A 23,405-nucleotide genomic window follows, 5' to 3' on the forward strand; every position below is an offset into this window, starting at 1 on the left:
CCAAAAGTCATATAAGTAAGTCACATGAGTAAAGACAGTAGAGGAAGTTTACGCGCACTTCATATCAATAGTTATTTTCTTTCCAATAATATACACTATAACTTTTACAAAAGAATAAAGGCGATAAAAGACGATCAGTTCTTAATCCCCGTCTACAAACATTTCAAAGGTGCCGAAACACACGGCATTGCTATTGATTACGTTTTTGATCAGCTTGACAGCAAAATTTTTTTTACTAAGGCGATAAAAATCATTTACCTGGCCTTCAAAAAAAAGCTATTAAAAGATTACGAGTATATTCATGCCCATACGTTATTCAGCGACGGTTTTGGTGCTTACCTATTGTCTATACTATTAAAGAAAAAATTGGTAATTTCCGTACGGGATACCGATGTAAGGTTGTTTTTACCTAAGAGCAAACTATTTGTATGGATTGGTCGTAAAATTTTGAAGCGGGCCGGTGCAGTATTCTGCATTTCTCCATCGATAAAAAACACATTGACCACCTTTTATCCCAATATTTCCGGTAATAAGTTATTTATGCTTCCGAACGGTTTGGATGGTTATTGGCTCGATCACCCACCAAACATAGCCAGGGCTCCTTTGAAGTCCAAAGAGGTTATAAATTTATTGTTTGTCGGACAGATTATTCCAAGGAAAAATCTAGCGATACTATTGTCTTTTATTACGAGTTATAACGATAAGCAATATGTGCTTCAGGTTGTAGGAAAAAACACCGATTCGTTTAATTTTGAGGCATTTAATAAGGGTTTACAAAACAATAACAAGGTTGTTTACCTCGGAGAACTGTCGTCTAAAGAAGAGTTGCGCCAAATATACTTAAATAATGATATTTTTGTCTTGCTTTCGCATGCAGAAACCTTTGGGGTTGTATATATAGAGGCGCTTTCGCAGGGCCTCCCTATCATTTATACAAAAAATCAAGGTATAGATGGTTTCTTCCCCAGCGGTGAAGTTGGCTATTCCTGTTCGGAGGACGATGTGCATGAGCTTAAGGAGCGGTTAGATTTGGTCATTGCACGATCGTCACAGCTGTCTGAGCGCAGCCAAGCGGCAGCTAAGCTATTTGCATGGGAAGACATTATTAAAAACTATCTCGAGGTGATCGACCGCTTATAGTTTTGCTTTGTACTGAAAATATTTATGAAAATTGTTATTGCCATATCTCATTCGTTTTGCGCTAATTTTATCAGGGGGCAGGCCAGATACTTAAAAAACAGGGGCTGTGAGGTTGTTATCGTGTCGGCGCCGGGGCCGGAAGTGTCGGCCGTAGCTGATGAAGAAGGTGCGAGGCTGGTGGAGATACCCTTCAGTAGAGAAATTTCATTAGCTAGCGATAGTAAAAGTCTTGTGGCGGTTATCAAGTTTTTGCGAAAAGAAAAGCCATCCATTATTAATGCAGGAAATCCGAAGACCGGATTTCTCTTTATGCTAGCCAAGCTAATTTTCCCTGCTATCCCTATGATTTTTACATTAAGGGGATTACGGTCAGACACCCTTTCAGGCTTGAAAAAAAGAGTGGTTACTTTCACTGAGTGGTTGTCCTGCTATTTAGCAGATAGGGTAATTGTTATCAGTCCTTCGTTAAAAACACACGCCGTTCAGCGAAAAATTTTAAATGAGAGCAAAGCGATTGTGCTAGGTAAAGGGAGCAGTAACGGTGTTGATGTGACGAAATATGCGCTTAATGATGAAAATCAACAATCAGGTATTGCGTTACGCGAGCGCCTAGGAGTGGTTAACACTTTCGTTATCGGTTATGTAGGTCGTATTACAAAAGATAAGGGAATCGAGGAGGTATATGAAGCGTTCAGAATTTGTCGGTCAAAACACGAGAACATCAAGTTAATATTGACAGGTCCAGTTGAAAATGATGATCCGCTCGATGAGCAATTGATGACGGTGATGAAGGACGATCGTGATGTACTTTTTTTAGGTAAGACACAAGATGTTACGTCAGTATATGCCGCCTATGATCTGTTGGTTTTATATTCCTATCGTGAAGGTTTTGGCAATGTTGCTTTGGAAGCTTCCAGTATGCAAAGGCCGGTTATCGTCTCCGATATTCCGGGCGGCCGAGATACCACCGAGCATATGAAATCAGGTATTATCGTTAAACCGAGAGATCCAGAGGCTTTGGCCAAGGCGCTTAACATTTACATTGAAAATCCTTCACTTGCCATTCAGCACGGTGCATACGGCGCGCGGCGGGCTAGAGATTCGTTTGCTTCAGAAGTTATTTGGGATGGTCAATTCAAACTATATAGGCAATTAATAAAGAGATGATACATACGCTATTAACCGGTTATACAGGCTTTGTGGGTAAAAACTTGATTACTTATTTCAACGATGATCAAGTGGTTTCGGTGAGCAATCTGAACCTGCGTGATGTATTACCACCGCAGTTGCCTAAGGCTTCTGCGCTAATTCATTTGGCCGGCAAGGCGCACGACCTTAAAAATGCCAGCGATGCAGAAGTCTATTTTAAGGTCAACACAGAACTTACTAAAGCGCTGTTTGATCGGTTTTTGATCAGTGATGTGCGTGATTTTATTTATTTCAGCAGTGTAAAGGCAGTGGCAGATACTGTTCATGGAGTGCTGGAGGAAGACGTGGTTCCATCGCCCATTACCCCTTAGTTGGCGGCAGAAACCTATCTGTTGAAACAAGCCTTGCCTGAAGGGAAACGTTTGTTTATTTTCCGGCCTTGCATGATCCATGGGCCGGGGAACAAAGGAAATCTCAACCTGTTGTATAAGGTGGTAAAAAAAGGTGTGCCTTATCCTTTGGGAGCCTTTGAGAACCAGCGATCTTTCCTATCCATTGATAACTTGCTATTTGTAATAAAAACAATCCTGACCGATCCTTCGGTAGCCGGTGGAATATATAATTTGGCAGATGACTCTCCTTTATCCACTACAGAGGTTATTAAAATAATAGGTATGGCCAGTCATCGTAAACCGCATATTTGGAGAACACCTGTGGCTTTAGTTAACCTTTTGGCTAAAGTCGGAGACCTGTTGAGCTTACCGTTAAATAGGGAGCGGTTACAGAAATTAACAGAAAGCTATGTGGTAGATAATGCGAAAATAAAAGCAGCGCTGGGTATAACAACCTTGCCGACAGCTGCTAAGGATGGCTTGCTCAAAACGATCGAAAGTTTCGAAAATTAATTATATGATATATCTCGCTATTTTTGCGCTGCTATTGTTCGCTATACTTGTTTATTTCCGTGTCGCTCATCGTTATAATATTATTGACAAGCCCAACCATCGCAGCTCACATACCGCCATTACGATCAGAGGAGGTGGTATTCTTTTTTATTTTGGAGCTTTGATCTACTTTATCTGGTCGGGCTTTCAGTATCCTTATTTTTTTTGCGGACTTACACTAATGGCCTTGATTAGTTTTCTCGACGATATGTATACGTTATCAAATAAACTCCGTATAATTATTCATCTGATAGCGGTTTTTTTGCTTTTTTTCGAAGTAGGCCTGTTCTCCCTTCCGCTATGGGTTATACCTCTTGCATTGGTCGTAACCATTGGCATCGTCAATGCCTATAACTTCATGGATGGGATCAATGGAATTACCACCATTTACAGCTTCGCCGTACTATGGTTATTGTGGTTGGTTAACAGGGAGTTAGCTTTCATAGATGAGCGTTTACTCTATTGTACGGGCATTGCTAATGCGGTGTTTGCATTTTTCAATTACCGGCAACGGGCTAAATGTTTTGCTGGCGATGTGGGAAGCGTTAGTATGGCCTTTTTGTTGGTATTCATGCTGGCGATGCTTATAAAAACCAGTGGAAACTTTGTTTATTTACTCTTTTTAACCGTTTATGGTGTCGATACCGGGTGGACTATCCTACAGCGAATTCGGAAAAAGGAAAACATATTTGAGGCGCATAGATCCCATTTATACCAATATTTGGCCAATGAGGCAGGTATTAATAAACTTGTGGTCGCTGCAAGCTATGGTTTATTACAGCTGTCTATAGGTCTGATGGTTGTTTATATCACTAATTATGGTATAACTGTACAAATTATTTCATCTGTAATAATCTTGTTGTTAATGAGTTTTATTTATTTATATATTAAAAATAATATTGAAAAGAAACTTTTATAAACCTAGTGTAAAATGCGGCTTATACTGGTTTTCTTGCATAACAGCACAAAAAATAAAGTATATGCTGTAGCACCTGTGAAATTTTTTCGTTATAATTACACATACATAGACGTAAATTAAGCCTTAATCATTTGCTGTTGGATAAGATATGATTTTTTTTACCTATTTTTGAAAACTAATTGGCCGTCGACACTGTTTCATCCTTAATACATTGGGGAGCGATCAGTGTTGTTTTAAAAGCAAGGATTGCTGGCATATTAAGAAAAACTAAGCTAATGAGAAAAATTTTGTTGGATAATAGGGTACTTCCTCGTTGGATAATCTTTCTTATTGATTTAGTACTTGCCAGTTGGTCTTTTGTATTAGCATACTTTATTTCGGAAAATTTCGAGTTTCCACATATATTGCGTGGACACTTTTTTGTTTACACCAATTTATATGTGGTACTCTGTATACCTGTTTTCTTTCTATTTAAAGTACACACAGGTTTAATCCGTTATTCCAATATGCGCGATATGTTGCGTATATTCTCTGCGATCTTAACAGCTACTTTACTCTACTCTGTGGTGATCAAAGGTATTGTGGAACCCTATTTTAATTTTTATAGCCTCAAAGTACGCGAGGTCCTGCTGGTAAATTTCTTTGTAGGCTCATCGTTGCTTATCTTTTTACGTATCGCAGCAAAGAGCACTTACCAGTATTTTCACGATAAACTTTCCAAGAAAGATAAAACGCATGTATTAATCTACGGTTCGGATGATCGTGCCGTACTGGTGAAGCAGGCTTTGGAGCGGAGCGCCACTTCAAAATTTGTTATTGTAGGTTTTATTGATACCGATCGGTCTAAGCTCAACAGTTTGGTAGAGCAGAAGAAAGTCTATCACTTTAAAGATCTACCACGCCTAAAGGCCACGCGTAATATCGATAAGCTACTGTTAATGAACGATCGCCTGGGCGAGCGCGATAAACAAGTGGTGATCGATCGCTGTTTACGCCTAGATATTCAAGTAGTAACAGCGCCCACGCCAGATAAGTGGCTCTCAGGTACCATCGGCGAGTCGCAGATCAAAAATTTACGTATTGAAGATCTGTTGCAGCGCAAGCCTATCGAGATTGATAATGCCCGCGTTAAGGCAGATTTGTTCAATAAAAGGGTATTGGTAACGGGCGCTGCCGGATCTATCGGTTCCGAAATTGTAAGGCAAGTGCTGAGCTACCGCCCGAAGGTATTGATTTTATGCGATAATGCAGAGTCGCCATTGCACGAGATGCAGTTAGAGGTAGAAGAGACGTATCCTGAAATACATTGTGAAATTGTTATTTCTGATGTGCGTAACCCCATCCGTATGGAAAGGCTGTTCCGTCAACTCCGTCCGCAGGTGGTGTACCATGCTGCCGCGTATAAGCATGTGCCTTTGATGGAGAATAACCCCTGTGAAGCCATCAGCACCAACGTTAAAGGTACACGTATTGTGGCCGATCTGGCCGTGAAATATGGTGCCGAACGTTTCGTGATGATCTCCACAGATAAGGCCGTGAACCCTACCAATGTGATGGGTACAACTAAACGCATCGCCGAAATCTATACGCAAAGCCTTAACAACGCGCCTTTTAATAAGAAAACCCGTTTCATTACTACCCGTTTCGGTAATGTGCTGGGCTCCAATGGTTCCGTCATCCCTCGATTCAGGTCACAGATTGAAAAGGGAGGGCCTATTACCGTAACCCATCCAGAGATTACCCGTTACTTCATGACCATTCCAGAAGCTGTGCAGTTGGTGTTGGAGGCCGGTACCATGGGTAATGGCGGTGAGATCTTCGTATTTGATATGGGTAAACCTGTAAAGATTGTGAACCTTGCCCGTAAGATGATTAAATTGGCGGGTATACAACCGGGCATGATCGATATCGTGTATACCGGATTGCGCCCGGGAGAAAAACTATACGAGGAGCTCTTGAACTCCGAAGAGCTTACGTTACCTACTCACCACGAGAAAATAAGTATTGCACAGGTCATCAACCATGATTATGTTGATGCCACGGTGGCTATCGATAAGCTGCTGGCGTTCGGAAGCGAAGGCGATAATGTGGCGGTAGTGAAACAGATGAAAACCATCGTTCCAGAGTTTGTGAGTAAAAATTCTCCATACGAAGCCTTAGACGCAGAAAGCGAAATGATTTAAAAACTGTTGTTTTTAATATTCAATATTTATTGTATACTTGCTTAGCAGTCAACCAGTCATATTTTTATAAGTTTACGGTATAGTAAACATTTTTATTTGTTGAAAGCATTTTGCGGGAATCTCAGTACACGTTGGTTTCCGTTGAAGGGAATTTTCGTAACCATATCATAATCTAAGACTATGCTATCCATCTTTAAATCAACCCCCGTAGTTTTTCCAATTGCTGAGTTGCTTCAAACAGATATGCATTCCCATATCCTACCCGGTATAGACGATGGTGCACAAGATGAAGATGCATCCCTGCAATTAATTCGAGGCTTGATAGCATTAGGGTTTCAACGTTTTATCGCTACACCACATATTATGAGCGATCATTATCCCAACACCCCGCAAACCATTGAAGCTTCGGCTTCCCGCTTAAAAGAAGCTTTGGCAAATGCCAATATGGATATAGAAATAGCTTATGCCGCGGAATATATGCTCGATGAAGCATTTGAAGAAAAAATACATCAGGAACCGCTTTTGAAGATAGGGGAGGACTACGTGCTGGTTGAGACGATGTTTATGGCAGAGCCTTCCAATTTCAGTTCCATTTTGTTTGACCTACAGACCTTAAACTATCAGCCAGTTGTGGCGCACCCCGAGCGTTATCATTACGTGTTTCATAATATCCACCGGGCAGAACGTATGAAAGATAGGGGCGCACTTTTGCAGATCAACGCCCTATCGTTGCTCGGCTATTATGGCAAACATGAAAAACATACTGCCATACAGCTTTTGGAAGCGGGTTTGGTAGATTTTATCGGTACAGACATCCATCATGAGAAACACCTCAAATTTTTCAATCACTTTTCTTTAGATCGTAAAGTAATCAAGCTTCTTGAAAATACGCCATTTAAAAATCAGAATGTTCGTTAAGGAGCAAAGGCCGCATAGGCTTAGGAGGTTTGCTTAGCGAAGTTTAAGTTGATAACACGGTTTTTTAATAAAAATTGCCAAAATTGTAAAGAATTGGACCAAACTTTGTGGATAGAGCTTTTAAGTACTCAATTTAATACATAGTTTTACACGAAAGTTCACGTATACATATCCAAATTAATATATGGTCCAGAAATTTACTGTCTTAGTCCTAGTAATTTTCGGCAACATCGTCCATCTTTCTGGACAAACCTTGCCCGTTGGTACAACCGGTCTAGAAGATTACTATCGAAGGGAGCAGTTATTGGGTCGTTTAGACTCTACCCTTTCTTTCAATGTAAGACCACTAAGTCAAGAAGTTCTTCAGCAGCACAATATTTTTGATCCTACCGCTCAGCAGGCTACTAGTAACAGCATCCTCTGGGAGGAGGAAGGTAGAGGGCGTGTGCAGCTATTACCTGTAACGTGGCAAAATCAGGTTACCAGTAGTTATCCTTACGGGTGGAATGACGGTCCAATGGTGCCCACGACCGGTTATCAGACGATGTTCAGTGCCGGTATTTATGCCTCCTACAAGTTTCTGAGTGTGCAGCTGCGGCCGGAGGTGGTTTATGCCCAGAACAGTGATTATTTAGGTTTCCGATCGGATGATGGAGGTACGCGAATACGGTATGCTCAAATTCTCAATCGTATTGATATGCCTCCTTATTTTGGCGAAGGCTCCTATAGCAAAGCATTTTTAGGACAGAGTAGTGTACGCTTAAACTTTCATCCCATCAGTATCGGTGTGTCTACGGAGAATATTTGGTGGGGCCCGGGACGTCGCAACGCCCTGCTCATGAGTAATACTGCTCCCGGTTTTCCGCATATCACCCTAAATACCACAAAACCGATCCGAACACCCATTGGTTCTATTGAAGGGCAGTTTGTTACGGGATACACTCGGTCGTCTGGCATTGATCCTACCTTGCGCTTGGAAGAGGATTATACCAACCTCTATCGACCTAAAGACGGTATTGATCGCCGTTATTTTCAAGGCGTGGTACTCAGTTATCAACCCAAATGGTTACCCGGTTTGAGTCTCGGTCTGAACCGAAGCGTTATCATTAATAGAAACAATATGGCAGATGGTTTTCGAGGCTATTTTCCTTTGTTTAATGGTCTTAGCAAATCCTCTTCACTGGATCCAGAAACTGGAGAGGTGGCAGCTAATCAACGGCGAGATGATGAATATTTCTCAATTTTCGGTCGCTGGGTCATCCCTGACGCTCAGCTTGAAGTGTACGGGGAGTATGGACGTAATGATGCTTCCTGGGATTTTCGAGATCTATTGGTACAATTGGAACATTCACGGGCTTACATGATTGGTTTTCGTAAATTGGTGGATTTGCACAAGCCAGAAGGAGATCTGCTACAAGTGGGGATGGAGTTTACGCAGCTGGAGGCACCCAAAACGGCGACGTTACGTGAAAGTCTTACTTGGTACACGCATTCCCTTGTACGCAACGGTTACACACACCAGGGACAGATTTTAGGTGCCGGCGTAGGCCCTGGCAATAATGTGCAGTCCTTGGATGTCAGTTGGATACGGGGGATTAAGCAACTAGGGGTGGAGTTTGAGCGATTGGTGCATAACAATGATTTTTTTTACCAATCTTATGGTGCCGCCTATGTTGAAACGTTCCGGGATCCGCGGCGAAATTGGGTAGATCTCAGTATAGCACTGCATGGCGTGTGGGATTATAAGAACTTTATCTTCAGTAGCAAGCTTCATTTTATGAAAGCCTTTAACTACCAATATGCCATAGAAGAGAATAATGATCCGATGTTGTACTGGAACTATAGAGCGCAAGATAAGGGTAACGTACAGTTTCAGCTTGGGGCTAGTTATCGATTTTAACAGGAAAGAAGAAGCGATCGTATTTAAAACTGAATAAGCTCCTTTTGGCCGATGGATTAATTTATTTACAGAAGAAACATACATTATATGAATGCAATTCGTTACAACATATGTTTATTGGTAGCTGCGTTATCCTTTTCCGTGGTATACCAGCTCCGTGCGCAGGTATTACCTGTGGGTTTGCCTGCCTATGAAGAATGGTACCGTCGCGAACAATTATTGGGCAGGGTAGATTCTACCGTTTCTTTTGCTATCCGGCCATTAAGCAGTAATGTGTTGATGAGGCAGCGCATCTATCAGACGGATGATTCGCTTGCCTATAGCGATCGGAGCACGCAGCCTATTTTTAACGGTCAAGGTGTATTGCAGTTAATGCCTGTAGTATTGGAGGGACAATATACCAGTGCCTATCCCTATGGTTGGAACGATGGTCCGATGGTACCTACGCGAGGCTTTCAAACGCTATTCAGTGCAGGTCTATACGCCTCCTATAAGTTTATCAGCGTGCAGTTTCGGCCAGAGTTTGTGGCGGCACAGAACCGTGCTTACATGGGCTTTGATGGAAAAACAGACCTTTCCTGGGAAGCGTGGTATAATCAGGGCAATAACATTGATATGCCTGAGCAATTTGGTGATGGTGCTTATACAAGAGCTTTTTTAGGTCAAAGTGCCGTGCGTTTGAATTTTGATCCCGTATCTGTAGGGCTCTCTACCGAAAATATCTGGTGGGGCCCTGGCCGGCGTAATTCCCTGCTCATGAGTAACACCGCACCTGGTTTTCTACATGCAACGGTGAATACCACCCGTCCGGTACGTACCGGTATTGGTTCATTTGAGGGACAACTCATTGCCGGTCAATTGAAGGGATCCGGATTTACTCCTACCCCTTTGGGCAATCCAAACCACTACGATGAATACTATAACCCTAAACGTGACGATTGGCGTTACCTTTCGGGTATCGTCTTGTCATATCAGCCCAAATGGTTGCCCGGATTATCTTTAGGACTTACACGGAGTTTTGTGCGTTATCATAATGATGGCGGTAATTCCCTGAATAACCTCCTGCCTTTGCTAGGGTCGGGCTCGGCTTGGAAAAACCAGGGTGACCCCGATCGGCCGGTTAATGGGGAAGCTGAAAAAATGCGCGATCAGTATGGTTCTTTTTTTGGACGATGGGTATTTCCGAAGGGAAAAGCTGAGATCTATGCGGAGTACGGACGTACCGATCCACCTTGGAACAGTCGCGACCGGGTGGTGCAGTTGGAACATTCTAGGGCCTATGTGATCGGTTTTACTAAGTTAGTACCTTTAAAAAGCGCAGAGCATGAAGATTTGTTGCAGTTTAACTTAGAATTTACACAGCTGGAGCGTTCACGTACCAGCCAAGTACGACGTAGCCCGTCATGGTATGTTGATGAAAACGTACGTCATGGTTATACTCATCGGGGGCAGATTTTAGGCGCCGGTATTGGGCCGGGCAGCAATTTGCAATCAGGCAGTATCAGTTGGGTAAGGGGTGTCAAACAGCTAGGACTGCAGCTGGAGCGTTTGGTACACAACAATGATTTTTATTACGATGCCAGCAGAGATATTCGTCGCAACTGGGTAGATATCGGTGGAGCATTGTATGGCGTGTGGGATTATCGGCAGTTGATATTTACGGGCAGTTTACAGTACATGCGCGCGCTTAATTACCAGTGGGAGTTAGAAGGCGGGCATGGGAGCGGTGCCGATTTTTGGGATATCGACCCACAGGATAAGAACAATGTGCAATTCCGTGTAGCGGTAATGTACCGGTTTTAGCTGATTTAAATCATGGCATCTAATTTGCACATTAACGTTTACTCTAAATAACCAATTCAACTCAGAAATACAGTCACTTATGGCGTTTTTTGGAGGCGGCTTATGAGAATAAACCTTACAAAAGCAAGTGTATTTGCGAAAAAGAAGCTCCGCAAGCGAGCGATCATTATTGGCGATGGGTCAACGGGCAAGAATTTGTTGAACTTTTTGAGGCAGCACAAGCAATACGGTTATGATGTGGTCAAATACATCAATGGAGCCGTCATAGCCAAGGCTAATGGGCGTGCGGCAAAAAAGATTAACAGCATTGCTATTGGCAATGGGGCCATTGGTTATATCGATGAAGTTTTCGTTGCCCAAAGTGATCGTAACAGTTACAACTTACACGAGATTATTAGCTTACTGCGAAAATACGCGGTACGTTTAAGGGTGGTGGGCAAGCAGGAGATGACTGGTCAATCTTTCCAAAGTATGACCATGTTGGGTGAGTTCCCACTGTTGAGTGTGCGTAACGAACCCTTGGAAAATCCCGACAATCTTTTCGTGAAGCGCTGGTTTGATGTGGCTTTTAGCGTAACTGTGCTGCTGTTGATCTGTTCATGGCTATTTCCGCTCATCGCCATTCTCGTTAAAATTAACTCCAGGGGCCCCGTGTTTTTCAAGCAAGAGCGTTGGGGCAAGCGTAACCGCCGTTTTACCTGTTTAAAATTTCGTTCAATGTCTTTAGCGTCTTGCATGGAAGATCAGAACGGAAATTTCCGGCAGGTTAGTAAGGGCGACAAGCGTGTAACCGCTGTGGGACGCTTACTGCGTAGGACCAATTTGGATGAGTTGCCGCAGTTTATCAATGTATTGGCCGGTGATATGAGTGTGGTAGGGCCAAGGCCACATGCTTCTATCATGAACCTAGAATCGCTTCACACCATTGACGCCTATTTGGTAAGACATCAGGCCAAACCCGGTATTACAGGTTGGGCACAGGTTAATGGATTTAGGGGAGAGTCTCGTGATGTAGATCAGCTGAGAGCGCGCGTAAAGTATGATGTCTGGTATATTGAACATTGGTCTTTCCTGCTTGATCTCAAAATCATTGCATTAACCGTTGTAAAGATGTTTACCGGAGATAAGAAAGCTTATTAGAGGTTTTTTTACCTTCTTTGCCGTAAAGAATTAACAAAGAACCTCACCCCCTCGACTAAAATTTTGACTCCATCATACCAGCAGTTCCCGATTCTTAATAGAGGCAGCCTGTAGTTGGTTAATCAGTTTTTTTGAGGTAAGCAGTTTTTGTACTTCTCTCAAATCCTCGTCATCAATGGCTCCTGTTCCCACAAAACTTACCCACTCTTCCTTCATTAACTTTTCACCCAGGCGTTTTGCCGCAGCACCATGTTTACCACATAGTGATAGCAGTTCCGTTTCCATTAAGCAGCCTTTGTCCAACAGACGTTTCACGTTGCTATAATTATCCTGCAAGAAAGGGTAGCGTTCGGCTCGTGCCAGTACCGGTGTATAACCTTTTCCGCGGAGCAGGGTCACTACCTCTTCCAGGTCTCCGCTCAGCGTATGCTGATCGCTTTGTATCAACAGGTAATTCGCTTTACCAAATGTTTCTAAGTTTTCATGTTCCAGCAACAGCTCCATATCCAAATAAGTATGATAAAGTTTAACCCTATTGGATTGCATGCCCCAAACTTTCAAGCTGGTATTCATGTTGGTTTGCTGTACTTTTTTTTGTGTACGCGAAAGAAGATCAATGTTGATGTCTGTATGTAATAGTTTTCCGATAGGTATTGCCGGTTTGCTGTGTAGTAACGACAGCATGTAACCTAATTTGCTGTGTAGTAATGATAGCATATGACCTATTTTTTGGTGAAAGGATCAATTTCTAAAAACAAATTTACCAAAAAATTAACGTTGTTGCCTGTTTGTTTGTACGGTTGTATTTAAACCGCCTGTTTTTGTGTATAAAATGCATTTGTGAGTAATTTTTATTAAAATAAATCAAATGCTTGATAGTGTATTTTTCAATTCTGTAAAATATGTTCTTCCAATAGGTATCTTCGTGTTGTCTTTTAGTGCCAGTTCGAGCTGATTGTATGCCATAATGTGCTTTTGATTTACCAGGAAAGACTTATGTACCCGCAAAAACGTATGCGCATGAGGTAGTTTTGATTCAAATTCCTTTAAATTTTTGCGTAATACAATTCGTCTATTTTCCATTTTTATTTCCACGTAGTTGCCGTTTGCCTTCACATATTGAATATCTTTCAATGCCACCTGTTGTTTCCCTTTGCCGGTAGGTACAAATAAATTTTTTGCTGGGGGAGCATAGACGATATGGCCTACGGCCATTTCGATGGTGGCAAATAAATCCTGTTTGGTAAAAGGCTTGATCAGGTAACCAAAAGGGCGTGTTTCTTTTGCTGCGGTAATGAGGCTATTATCCGCATGCGAGGTAACGAAAACAAAGGGAATTTTTAGCTCTTGCAACGATCGGGCAATATCAATACCATTTTTATCACTTTTCAAATGAATGTCCAGTAAAAAGAGGTCAGGTTTTTGCTGTTTTGCCAATAATAAAGCATCCTGATAAGAAGAGGCCACTTCACAAACCTCGTAACCGAGTTCCTGCAGGGTGTCTTGCATGTCTGCAGCAATAATCATTTCATCCTCAACAATGGCTAATCGTAATTTCCGTTGCATATGCTAAATTTTAAAGGTTATCGTAAAAACGGCTGGGTGTTGATAAGTTAAAGCGCCTTTTAACTGTTTTGTTAAGTCTCGTATAAGCCTGAGTCCCATGGTGTCCCCAGCTTTTACGTCTCTGTTTTCGGGTAAACCCTGCCCGTTATCGCGATAGTTAAGGCGATAGTTCTCCGGAGTTTCGGCGCACAGGGAGACCTGTATGGTTATTTCTTTTTCAGGAGGTTTGGCGTATTTGAGCGAGTTGGTAATGAGTTCGGTCATGATGAGGCCCAGTGGAATGGCAATATCTGTTTTTAAGGTGATTGTTTCGGCAATTCGTATCGATGGTATCACTTCGTCTTGGCTGCGTAGGTAACTTTGTAAGAGGTATTCCATCAAGCTTTTAATATAGGTCGCCATACGCACCGTTCCCAAATGATCTTTATCGTAAAGTTCATGGTGTACCAATAACATAGAATGCAAACGGCTGGCGCTTTCCCGTAGGGCAGAGATTGCTTCCGGATTTTCAGAGCTGCGCAATTGCATGTTGAGCAGTGAAGCAGCCAATTGTAGATTATTTTTAACCCGGTGATGAATTTCACGTAGCAGTAGTTCATTTTGCGCATTCGTACGTTTAAGTTGTGCAAACTGCCTATCAATTTTTTTGTTTTTGGCGGCGAGCTCCAGTGCATGCATTTTCTTCTCTCGGTAACGTTTATAGTTGATCATGCCTAAGGTGACCAATAGTAGTAGGCTACCTATCAATACCAGGCGTTGCTGGGTTATATTATGCAGATCTTGTTCTTTTAGCAGCAATTGCTGCTCACGGCGGTAGCTTGCGAAGTTTTCATTTATAGCCGAAAAGACCTGTGTACGTTCGTGCTGCGTATATGCAATATCAGTTGGTTCATCAAATGCGGCAAGAGAAGCGGCCGTCAGGTGAAATAAGAAGATGACAGAAAGATACATCGTTGTCAGCTGTATGGGTTTTTGTACATGTGTAGCGCTTTTTAGATATCTGACCAATGAGAATTGCTAGTTCAACGCGCATATCACACGCTAAGATACGCTATATTGTGAACAAAAGATGATAGGTGTTCAAAAAAATGAACAAAAAGATTTATGAAATTTTTATGAACTGGCTTTTAGATGATAAAATTGTTAATAAAGCATTAAAGTTTTTGTAATAAATTGATTTTCTTAAGGTTTTTTCTTTCTTTTGTTCCCGATAGTAGCATTTTTCAATTAACTGAACTATTATTCTAATAGCGCTCAATCTCAATTTCAAGAGGTATATGTGTTTTCGGTATGCTTTTTGCGTGAGCGATGACGTCAACAAAAGGAACAAAATAATTGGCCTTCAGCCCAGATCCAATAGAATATTATATGTAAAAACATGAACATAAGTAGTCGGAGTTTTTTCTATTTCACCCACGCGGTAACCGATTTGGTTATTCTGGTAGTTTCTTTTTTTGCAGCGATATATATCAGTGACGATTTTCAGCTTCATCACATAGCGCTGTATGATCTCGGTTTTCTCCTATTTTTGTTATGTGGTTGGCATTTTACCGCGCGATCTAACCGTTTATACGAGGATAAAGTCCGCGAGAATCAAATGCGTGAACTTTTCAAAACGCTTAATACCATTTTATGGCAGATCATGTTGGCCATTCTGTTTATCTTTGTTATTAAGGAAAAAGAGTATTCGCGCACTTTCGTGTTTACGTATGGTATCTTGCTGGGTTTTTTGATCCCTTTGAGTAAAATTACGCTCAAACGTGTTTATATTCTGCTATACCGTAATGGTTATCTGCGTAAGCGGGCGCTGGTTATCGGTGGCGGCGAGAATGGTCAGGCATTTTGTAAGTACCTGCGTGAGAATAAGTATTATGGATATGAGCTGGTGCGTTTTATACATGGCGAACTTCAGCTGTCTAACGACGATACGCAAGGCTATGCCGGAAGGACCTTGATGGTAGGTGATAGGCCTCTGCCCGATATTAACGAGATTGATGAAGTGTTTATTACCGAATCGCCCGATGGGCATTTCAATACGCGGGAGATAGCATCCGTATTGAGTTCACATGCGGTGCGTTTACGTATCATCCCCAGCATGTTCAATATGAGTTCTTCCGGCATGTACAGTTTCAGTATGCTGGGCGGTTTCCCTTTGCTCAGCGTGCGTAATGAACCCTTGGAAGACGTGTACAATCGGGCGGCAAAGCGTGCCTTTGATGTATTCTTCAGCCTTTTTGTACTTGTGTTTATATGTTCCTGGTTGTTTCCCATTATCGCTATTGCCATCAAGCTCAATTCTCCGGGGCCTATCTTTTACCGTCAGGAACGTTGGGGTAAGCGTAATAGACCCTTTTTGTGCTATAAGTTCAGATCGATGTATGTGAAAGCACCCAACATCAGTACTGAGGGCAAGTTTCAGCAGGCCACAAAAGAAGATCCCCGTATAACCAAGGTAGGGAAGTTCTTAAGGAAGAGCAGCTTGGATGAATTTCCACAGTTTCTCAATGTGTTATCGGGAGAGATGAGTGTCGTAGGTCCGAGGCCGCATGCTTCCCTCATGAATATCGAGTCTACGCATTATGTCAAGAACTATTTGGTGCGGCATCAGGCCAAACCCGGTATTACCGGTTGGGCGCAGGTAAATGGATTGCGCGGCGAATCAGCAGACCCAAACTTGCTTAAGGCCCGTATTCAGCATGATATCTGGTATATTGAGCATTGGTCGTTTTTGCTCGATCTAAAGATTATTTTCCTCACTTTTTGGCGCATGGTAATAGGCGATAAACAAGCCTATTGATTGCTGATACGGTGCATATTTTCATCGCCATAAGCCAATAGAAATGAAAGATGGCTAAATGTAGGTGATTTGATATTGTATTGTACCTTGCCGTTACATTTGCAGATGCTGCGTATGCGTACCACATCATTTTCCATCACCGTAAGTTTTGCTGTGCCCTGGGTGTTTAGGAGTGTGTCAATTTTGTTTGGGGCATAATGAATTTCCAGTGCCCCCTCATTGCTGGTTAGCGTAATTTCTATCGGGATCGGATAGAGGTCATCTTTGGTACAGCCCAAAAGAATGGCGAAAGTCAATAATAGTAAAAATCTATTTTTCATACGTAAACGTGTTTTATATTTCATTGGTGAAAAATCATGGTTTATAGTGAGGTCAATAACCTGCCTATTAAATGCTATTGTTCTAAATTGCATATAATGGGCTTTTTAGCTAAATTTGCACCATCCAAACATAATCAATAAAGAATTGTATTTGTTTACACAAAACGGGGACATAAATTGTGAGGAATGGCACTGTATAGCACATAATAATATAAAGATTGCGCAACAGTACCTTTGATTTTGACTATTGGTAGCGAAGAAATTAACATGTTCAATATATTCAAAAAGAAAGCAGTACCAACAACCGATTTAGGTTGGCTGCACACCGATATACATTCCCATCTTATACCTGGTATTGACGATGGTGTGCCAGATGCGGCTACCAGTGTTAAGTTTATTAGAGCCTTGATGGATTTAGGCTTGCAGCAATTTATCATGACGCCTCACATCTATGATGAGGTGCATCCCAATACACCGCAAACCATCAATGCCGCACATGAGGTGCTGTACCGGGAGATGCAAAACGAAGGCTTGTCTGATGTTTACACCCATTCTGCTGCCGAGTACATGTTGAGCGAAAATTTTTCGGGCTTATTGGCACAGAAAGAGATGAAGGCCTTTCCGGATAGGCATCTATTGATCGAGATGTCGTGGCTCTCCGAGCCTTTAAAGCTTGAAGAACTTATTTTTCAGATACAAACGCATGGTTATAAGCCAATTATGGCACACCCAGAGCGCTATGTGTTTTATTTCAACAATCCTGATGCTTACCATAAGTTAAAAGAGATGGGCTGTTTGCTGCAGGTAAATCTGTTGTCTCCCGCCGGCTATTACGGTAAAGATGTCGCCAAAGCTGCTCAGTATATGATCAAAAATAAGCTGTATGATCTGGGAGGAACTGATCTACACCATGAACGGCATCTTGCCAAGCTCACCAAATACGTGCAGAGTGGGCAAGCCTACAAAGACTTAGGCCACCTCGGCTTAAAAAACAAAGAACTGTTCGGGCAATAGTTAGCAGTAAGTACCCTTTTTCAAGTAATATACCTTTTCCTACTCAAATTTTTGCAGTTGGTACACAATTTGTTTACCAAAGGCAAAAATTAAACTATACTTAACAATCAAAGCCGTTATTTTACGGTTTTATTGCTAAAGGTAAGTGATTTATATAATTCGTGCTGTTCGTAGAAGAACAATCATGTAAATCAGCCTCAAAAGCTTCGATTAATAAAAGCTTTTATTGCAACGATATAAAAGTCAATGGTAAAACAATCATATGCAAATCATACAGCAACCTATGGTCGTATTAAGGGTGTTCAGGTTATGGTAAGTATGTTCATATACTCAAATCGGCTTCAAAAGCTTCGATTGATGAGGGCTGTTATTGCAAGGATATAAGTCAATGGTAAAACAATCATATGCAAATAATGCGGCCTCAAAACTTTTGAATAGCAAAAGCTAGGTAATACTACTGCCAGTCATCAAAAGTTTTCAGCTGCGAGTTTTTGTTACTTTTTGCGGAAAAAAGTAAATAGAAAAAAGTGATAAATAAAAATTAAATTTTAAACATAAAACAAACATCTATGAAACCAACACTAGTTATCTTGGCTGCAGGTATGGCCAGTCGTTATGGAGGCAATAAGCAAACCGATGGTTTTGGACCTAACAATGAAACCATTTTAGAGTATTCCATTTACGATGCCATCCGTGCAGGTTTTGGTAAAGTGTGTTTTATTATCCGTAAGGAACACCAAGCAACTTTTCAGGAAAAATTCGGCGATAAGATCAGTGGCAAAATTGAAGTTGTATATGCCTTCCAGGAGCCGCAGCTAGATGAATACGGCATCCATGAAAACATAGAACGGGCCAAGCCATGGGGTACAGGTCATGCACTGCTTGCCGCCAGAAATCTGGTTAAAGAAAACTTCTGTGTAATCAATGCTGACGACTTTTACAGTGCTACCGCCTTTGAGCAGATGGCGGCCTTTTTAACGAATGAGGCGGCCGATGATCATTTTGCTTTATTAGGTTATACCATTGGCGAGACGCTATCGGATAGTGGACCGGTAACCAGAGGGGTATGTGCCACTAGTGCCGAAGGCTATCTGCAGCAATTGGATGAGCGGGCTAAAGTATATCGCAACGCCGAAGGACTTATTGAGTTTGAGCAAGCTGATGGTACGCCAGGTACCTTACCGGCAGATGCTCCCGTTTCAATGAACTTTTGGGGTTTTACGCCAGCCATCTTTGCACTGTTAGAGCCCTTGTTCAAAGACTTTGTAGCCGTCAAGAAAGCAGATCCTAAGGCCGAGTTTTTAATTCCTGAAGCGGCACAGCAATTGTTGCAGGCTGGAAAAGCTAAATTTAAGGTATTGCAGGTAAATGCACCTTGTTTCGGTGTAACTTATCAGGAAGATAAGCCTTTAGTGAAGGAGGCCTTGGCCGGGCTGGTTTCGGAGGAGGTGTATCCCAATCAGCTGTGGGTATAGTTTCTTCTCGCTTTTACACATTCTTACACAATATTGTGTTGTTTGTACACTTTCGTTTTTGGCGGTAATACGGCATTGGTATCTTTATGGTATCAGCCCTTAAAAACCGACGAAGATGAAAGTTACAGAACAAGCAGATAAGATACAGCAATCAGGAGAAATTAGTTGCCGATATTGTGGAGCGAAGGATTGTATCCGTATCAGACGGGGAATGGTCATCAAATCATTTTTAGGTTTTCTTCCGCTTAAGCATTACCGGTGTACTAAGTGTTTACGTACATTTTATACCATGAAGTGATACCAAATGTCCATTTAAAAGAAATGGCTGAAGGCCATGTTTTTTTAGTAATGGATATTACTTATCTTTGCTCAGCTTACCTACTAACCTAATTAGAATATGGAAGGGATTTTGATCAATAGAAAGTATGGAATAGACACGGGTCTTGCTGGGCAAGAACGTATGTTGTATCCTTCAAATGGAAATAACTGGCAGTTAGATCGGGGAAAAGAAAGGGATGATGGTACCGAGGAGGGAGAAGAATGCACTGCATTCAACGAATTTGAAGTAAACAATGATTATCTCACACTTTTTGATGCTTAACGTCCGCTCTAACATGCTTTCGACTTAGCAATGTTATACTTTATGGATCAGACGCACGACATTTTTTATGACACTTATTCCCTCTTGCTTAAGCAGGGCTTTATCTTTGATAAGGCCGTATTGCAGCAGGATATTTTAGAGAATACGTTAACAATATCCAAAGGTCAATTTGATAGTTTCGTTCAACTACATTTTGAAGAGGTAAAAATCAACTACCCCGTTATCGGATGTAGCATAAGATTTATTAAAAATGAGGCCGATCTATTAACTTTACTGGAGGGGAGTGAACATGTTTATCTGAAAGTGCTCTATGGTTCCGCTGGCATAACAATTGGTGATAAAGCAGGCAGTGGAGCTGGAGCAAAATATTTACTTACGGGTGATGGGTATGTGCCAAGCAATGGCGCAAATTATCGCGTGACTTATACGGATGGCATGTTGGTATTGGCAAGATTGGAGTTATCTGCTGGCCAAAGACAGTTAGCAATCTAGGATGATTTTTTAAGAACAAAAAAGAAACAGATGAATAAAAACCAGTATGCCATTATTATGGCGGGAGGGGTTGGAAGCCGTTTTTGGCCAGTTAGCAGAACCGCTCTTCCAAAGCAATTTATTGATGTGTTGGGCACAGGCAAAACACTTATTCAAGATACTTACCAACGTTTTAAGCAAATTATTCCAGAAGAAAATATCTATATTCTTACCAATCATAAATATATAACTTTAGTACAGGAGCAGCTGGGTATCGAAGGTACCGAGCGCATCATTGGCGAGCCTGCTATGCGTAACACGGCACCCTGTATTGCCTATGCCTGTCATAAATTACAGGCTTTGAATCCGGAAGCTACTATGGTTATTGCACCGTCAGACCATCTCATTCAGGATACGCATCAGTTTCTGGAAGATGTCGCTTCATCATTAGTGGCGGCAGCCAAATCAGAAGCCCTGATTACCTTAGGTATTAAGCCTTCCCGTCCAGATACCGGTTATGGTTACATCCAGTTATCAGACGAAAGCCTTCCAGCTTTTAATGCTTTCAGCAAAGTAAGTGCTTTTAAAGAGAAGCCAGATCTGGATACGGCAAAAGCTTATGTGTCCAGCGGTTCTTTTCTTTGGAATGCGGGTATTTTTATCTGGAAAGCACAAAATGTGCTACGTGAGTTAGAGAAATATACCCCTGAATTAAATGCTGTCTTTAAAAAAGGACAGGATGTCTATAATACTGCACGGGAAGAAAAGTTTTTACAGGAAAACTATCCATCTTGTGACAGCATTTCCATAGATTATGCATTGATGGAAAAAAGTAAAAAGGTTTACGTACTTCCGGTAGATTTCGGCTGGTCGGATCTCGGTACCTGGACATCAGTTTATGGTCTGAGCGATAAAGATACTTCCGGCAATGTGCTTATTCCCGATGCCAATAATGTTATTTTGTACAATAGCAGCAATTGTATGGTCAATATTCCCGGGCAGAAAAAAGTGGTGATCAAAGATCTGCATAATTACATTATTGCGGAAGCGAATGATACCTTATTGATTTGCCCAATTAGTAGTGAACAAGAAGTTAAGCAGGTCGTGGCCGATGCCACCAAGCAATTTGGTTCCGCCTATATTTAAGTTAAAGGGTTATCAGTTGGTGGGCAGTTTTGTTGCCCGCTACTGCTGACTTTACATTCCCATTCCTAAATCTATACAAAACCCACCAATTCCTTATACGTACAAACCGCTGTTGTTCAGTATATGTTTTGTTTTGGCTATTTTTAGCTAATTGATTTAAATGATTATCATGATTATCGGATATGGTCATTCCGGTGATGAGGAGGATTTATAGCATCTATAGATACAATAGGTGCCTAGATAAAATATCCGGTTAATTTAGATTTTTTGCTTTAAAATTAAAACGAATTTGTATGCGTATTTCTAACAAGACCGATTTTTTTGAGGAAGTGAAAGTAAAGCTTCAGCGAGAAGGCTTCCGGGTAATAGGACAAGACTTTTTTCCGTGGGGCGGTACTCTACAGATCGACGAAGAACATGCCCATAAGTTTGCTGATACTTTTTTTGCCAGCAAACAACTCTATTTGCCGCAGCGTCCAAAGATTTTGGTGATAGCACCGGGTAAAGCCATCCACTGGCAATACCACCTTAGAAGGAGCGAATTTTGGCAGGTACTGGTTGGCGAGGTAGGTATAGTGGTGAGTAAGAATGATGAAGAACAGCCCTTGCGGGTTAAAAGCTGTGGAGAAGTTGTTCAACTGCATCCCGGCGATCGTCATCGGCTGGTAGGACTCAATGATTGGGGTGTTGTTGCCCAACTTTGGAAGCACAGTAATCTTGCACAGCCATCAGATGACGGAGATGTGGTACGTCTGGCTTCGGGTTTCACCTATTAATATCAGCTCAATATAAAAAAAGAAACGTATAACCTCCAAGAAAGATAACAAAGCTAAAAAATATAGCGAAACCCGGCAGGAGTACCTAATGGGCTAATCAACATCGCCATACCCAATCTTCGTTTTTTTTAAGGTCTATTCAAAACAGCGATAGCTGTTTGGGTAGGCCTTTTCTCTTTTTATGGAAAAAAAATTGAGAGCCATTTTACAAATTGTATGTAAAAATATACAGCTTGTATTAAATCCAGTACGTTTTTTGAGATAAGGGTGTATTTCTTACACAAAATATGTTCGTTTGTATACATGGTATACTGTGTATTCTTGTATAACCGGTAATTTTCTTACTTTTGTGGTGGATAATGAAATTAATATGAAGATTTTGTAATTTTTTATCATTTTATATCTTTTATTGATAAATTTTTTATAAAATTGTATTTTTAATATAAAAAGTTCATTTCTCAGGACGATATTTAATAGTGGCAAGGGTTTTGTGTACGAGAAAGCGCAACGAAATTCAAGGGAATTTAATGAACAGAATGAACAAATTACTATACTATTTTTAATCAACACGCCTGATAGATGGTATTAAAAACATTCTCTCATATATAAATTAATTTCTATTAGATGCGTATATCCAACAAATGTGATCTTTTTGAAGAAGTTAAGATCAAGTTAGCTTCGCAAGGTTTTAAAGTGGTAAACCAAGATCAGAATCAACCATGGGGAGGCTCCCTTTTAATTGAGGAAAGTCAGGCAGAAAAATTCGCTCGTATTTATTTCAGCGGTAAAGATTTGGAACAAGAGCGTCATCGCGTAGTAAAGCCTAAAATTTTGGTGGTAGCACCTGGTAAACGCATTGCTTGGCAATACCATTTACGGCGTGCAGAGATTTGGCAAGTGTTGGTAGGTAAGGTAGGCGTAGTTACCAGCGATGACGATGTTTTAGGTGCGATTGAACATAAGGACGCTGGGGAGTGGGTATACTTAGGAGTAAGTAAACGACATCAGCTCGTTGGTTTGCACGATTGGGGTGTTGTTGCTCAGCTGTGGCAGTTACCGGAAGACGGGGCGCAACCGTCGGATGAGCAAGACGTGGTGAGGTTGGAATCAACAAAAGGGACTTATTTAATCTGATAAATCGTT

Annotated in this window: 22 protein-coding genes; 18 read left to right on the top strand and 4 right to left on the bottom strand. The window is 41.4% G+C overall.

All coding sequences use genetic code 11. From position 1 onward, the window contains the following. Positions 1 to 24 precede the first annotated feature (24 nt). The 10 genes from H8S90_RS08535 to H8S90_RS08575 all read left to right on the top strand — a co-directional run bounded on the left by H8S90_RS08535 (position 25) and on the right by H8S90_RS08575 (position 12,096). Entirely contained in the window at positions 25 to 1,140 is a 1,116-nt protein-coding gene (locus H8S90_RS08535) for a glycosyltransferase family 4 protein (RefSeq protein ID WP_187342133.1), read from the top strand. A 24-nt stretch (positions 1,141 to 1,164) separates the two neighbouring features. Beyond that, on the top strand, positions 1,165 to 2,307 hold the full coding sequence (locus H8S90_RS08540; protein WP_187342134.1) for a glycosyltransferase family 4 protein: 1,143 nt from the start codon (positions 1,165 to 1,167) through the stop codon (positions 2,305 to 2,307). Then, positions 2,304 to 2,660, top strand: coding sequence for an NAD-dependent epimerase/dehydratase family protein (locus H8S90_RS26165; RefSeq protein ID WP_255501872.1), 357 nt, complete (start codon positions 2,304 to 2,306; stop codon positions 2,658 to 2,660). The genes H8S90_RS08540 and H8S90_RS26165 overlap by 4 nt, the downstream gene beginning before the upstream one ends. Before the next feature lie 21 nt (positions 2,661 to 2,681). Next, complete coding sequence (locus H8S90_RS26170; protein ID WP_255501873.1) at positions 2,682 to 3,194, top strand: hypothetical protein; 513 nt, start codon at positions 2,682 to 2,684, stop codon at positions 3,192 to 3,194. A gap of 4 nt (positions 3,195 to 3,198) precedes the next feature. Further along, positions 3,199 to 4,152 carry a glycosyltransferase family 4 protein gene (locus H8S90_RS08550; protein ID WP_187342135.1) on the top strand — a complete coding sequence of 318 codons (954 nt, stop codon included), beginning with the start codon at positions 3,199 to 3,201 and terminating at the stop codon, positions 4,150 to 4,152. 275 nt (positions 4,153 to 4,427) lie between these two features. Continuing rightward, complete coding sequence (locus tag H8S90_RS08555; protein ID WP_187342136.1) at positions 4,428 to 6,335, top strand: nucleoside-diphosphate sugar epimerase/dehydratase; 1,908 nt, start codon at positions 4,428 to 4,430, stop codon at positions 6,333 to 6,335. Positions 6,336 to 6,515: 180 nt separating this feature from the next. Then, entirely contained in the window at positions 6,516 to 7,253 is a 738-nt protein-coding gene (locus H8S90_RS08560; protein WP_187342137.1) for a tyrosine-protein phosphatase, read from the top strand. A 184-nt stretch (positions 7,254 to 7,437) separates the two neighbouring features. Further along, a complete protein-coding gene (locus H8S90_RS08565; protein ID WP_187342138.1) occupies positions 7,438 to 9,153 on the top strand; it encodes a capsule assembly Wzi family protein in 1,716 nt (571 codons plus the stop codon). Between the two features lie 87 nt (positions 9,154 to 9,240). Further along, positions 9,241 to 10,956, top strand: coding sequence for a capsule assembly Wzi family protein (locus H8S90_RS08570; RefSeq protein WP_187342139.1), 1,716 nt, complete (start codon positions 9,241 to 9,243; stop codon positions 10,954 to 10,956). A gap of 54 nt (positions 10,957 to 11,010) precedes the next feature. Then, entirely contained in the window at positions 11,011 to 12,096 is a 1,086-nt protein-coding gene (locus tag H8S90_RS08575; RefSeq protein ID WP_255501938.1) for an exopolysaccharide biosynthesis polyprenyl glycosylphosphotransferase, read from the top strand. A gap of 72 nt (positions 12,097 to 12,168) precedes the next feature. On the opposite strand, the gene H8S90_RS08580 is transcribed toward H8S90_RS08575, so the two are convergent. The 3 genes from H8S90_RS08580 to H8S90_RS08590 all read right to left on the bottom strand — a co-directional run bounded on the left by H8S90_RS08580 (position 12,169) and on the right by H8S90_RS08590 (position 14,670). Beyond that, positions 12,169 to 12,813 carry a CpsB/CapC family capsule biosynthesis tyrosine phosphatase gene (locus H8S90_RS08580; RefSeq protein ID WP_187342141.1) on the bottom strand — a complete coding sequence of 215 codons (645 nt, stop codon included), beginning with the start codon at positions 12,811 to 12,813 and terminating at the stop codon, positions 12,169 to 12,171. Positions 12,814 to 12,960: 147 nt separating this feature from the next. Further along, positions 12,961 to 13,662: a LytTR family DNA-binding domain-containing protein gene (locus H8S90_RS08585; RefSeq protein WP_187342142.1), complete on the bottom strand. Its 702-nt coding sequence runs from the start codon at positions 13,660 to 13,662 to the stop codon at positions 12,961 to 12,963. Positions 13,663 to 13,665: 3 nt separating this feature from the next. Beyond that, positions 13,666 to 14,670 carry a sensor histidine kinase gene (locus H8S90_RS08590; protein ID WP_187342143.1) on the bottom strand — a complete coding sequence of 335 codons (1,005 nt, stop codon included), beginning with the start codon at positions 14,668 to 14,670 and terminating at the stop codon, positions 13,666 to 13,668. A 370-nt stretch (positions 14,671 to 15,040) separates the two neighbouring features. Here H8S90_RS08590 and H8S90_RS08595 point away from each other — a divergent pair, with 370 nt between their 5' ends. After that, positions 15,041 to 16,459: an undecaprenyl-phosphate glucose phosphotransferase gene (locus H8S90_RS08595; protein ID WP_187342144.1), complete on the top strand. Its 1,419-nt coding sequence runs from the start codon at positions 15,041 to 15,043 to the stop codon at positions 16,457 to 16,459. Here the strand turns inward: H8S90_RS08595 and H8S90_RS08600 are convergent. Then, a complete protein-coding gene (locus tag H8S90_RS08600) occupies positions 16,453 to 16,779 on the bottom strand; it encodes a hypothetical protein (protein ID WP_187342145.1) in 327 nt (108 codons plus the stop codon). The genes H8S90_RS08595 and H8S90_RS08600 overlap by 7 nt on opposite strands. Positions 16,780 to 17,046: 267 nt before the next feature. On the opposite strand from H8S90_RS08600, the gene H8S90_RS08605 reads away from it, so the two are divergent. The 7 genes from H8S90_RS08605 to H8S90_RS08635 all read left to right on the top strand — a co-directional run bounded on the left by H8S90_RS08605 (position 17,047) and on the right by H8S90_RS08635 (position 23,396). Beyond that, positions 17,047 to 17,793 (top strand): tyrosine-protein phosphatase, encoded by a 747-nt coding sequence (locus tag H8S90_RS08605; protein ID WP_187342146.1) that lies wholly within the window; start codon positions 17,047 to 17,049, stop codon positions 17,791 to 17,793. A gap of 569 nt (positions 17,794 to 18,362) precedes the next feature. After that, positions 18,363 to 19,268 carry a sugar phosphate nucleotidyltransferase gene (locus H8S90_RS08610; protein WP_187342147.1) on the top strand — a complete coding sequence of 302 codons (906 nt, stop codon included), beginning with the start codon at positions 18,363 to 18,365 and terminating at the stop codon, positions 19,266 to 19,268. A gap of 397 nt (positions 19,269 to 19,665) precedes the next feature. Next, entirely contained in the window at positions 19,666 to 19,869 is a 204-nt protein-coding gene (locus tag H8S90_RS08615; protein ID WP_187342148.1) for a hypothetical protein, read from the top strand. Between the two features lie 42 nt (positions 19,870 to 19,911). After that, positions 19,912 to 20,361 carry a hypothetical protein gene (locus H8S90_RS08620; RefSeq protein ID WP_187342149.1) on the top strand — a complete coding sequence of 150 codons (450 nt, stop codon included), beginning with the start codon at positions 19,912 to 19,914 and terminating at the stop codon, positions 20,359 to 20,361. Between the two features lie 30 nt (positions 20,362 to 20,391). Further along, positions 20,392 to 21,486, top strand: coding sequence for a mannose-1-phosphate guanylyltransferase (locus tag H8S90_RS08625; protein ID WP_187342150.1), 1,095 nt, complete (start codon positions 20,392 to 20,394; stop codon positions 21,484 to 21,486). 293 nt (positions 21,487 to 21,779) lie between these two features. Next, positions 21,780 to 22,262 carry a phosphoheptose isomerase gene (locus H8S90_RS08630; RefSeq protein ID WP_187342151.1) on the top strand — a complete coding sequence of 161 codons (483 nt, stop codon included), beginning with the start codon at positions 21,780 to 21,782 and terminating at the stop codon, positions 22,260 to 22,262. Positions 22,263 to 22,886: 624 nt separating this feature from the next. Next, positions 22,887 to 23,396, top strand: coding sequence for a phosphoheptose isomerase (locus H8S90_RS08635; protein WP_222852263.1), 510 nt, complete (start codon positions 22,887 to 22,889; stop codon positions 23,394 to 23,396). Positions 23,397 to 23,405 lie beyond the last annotated feature (9 nt).

This window comes from Olivibacter sp. SDN3 (assembly GCF_014334135.1).
Taxonomy (GTDB): domain Bacteria; phylum Bacteroidota; class Bacteroidia; order Sphingobacteriales; family Sphingobacteriaceae; genus Olivibacter.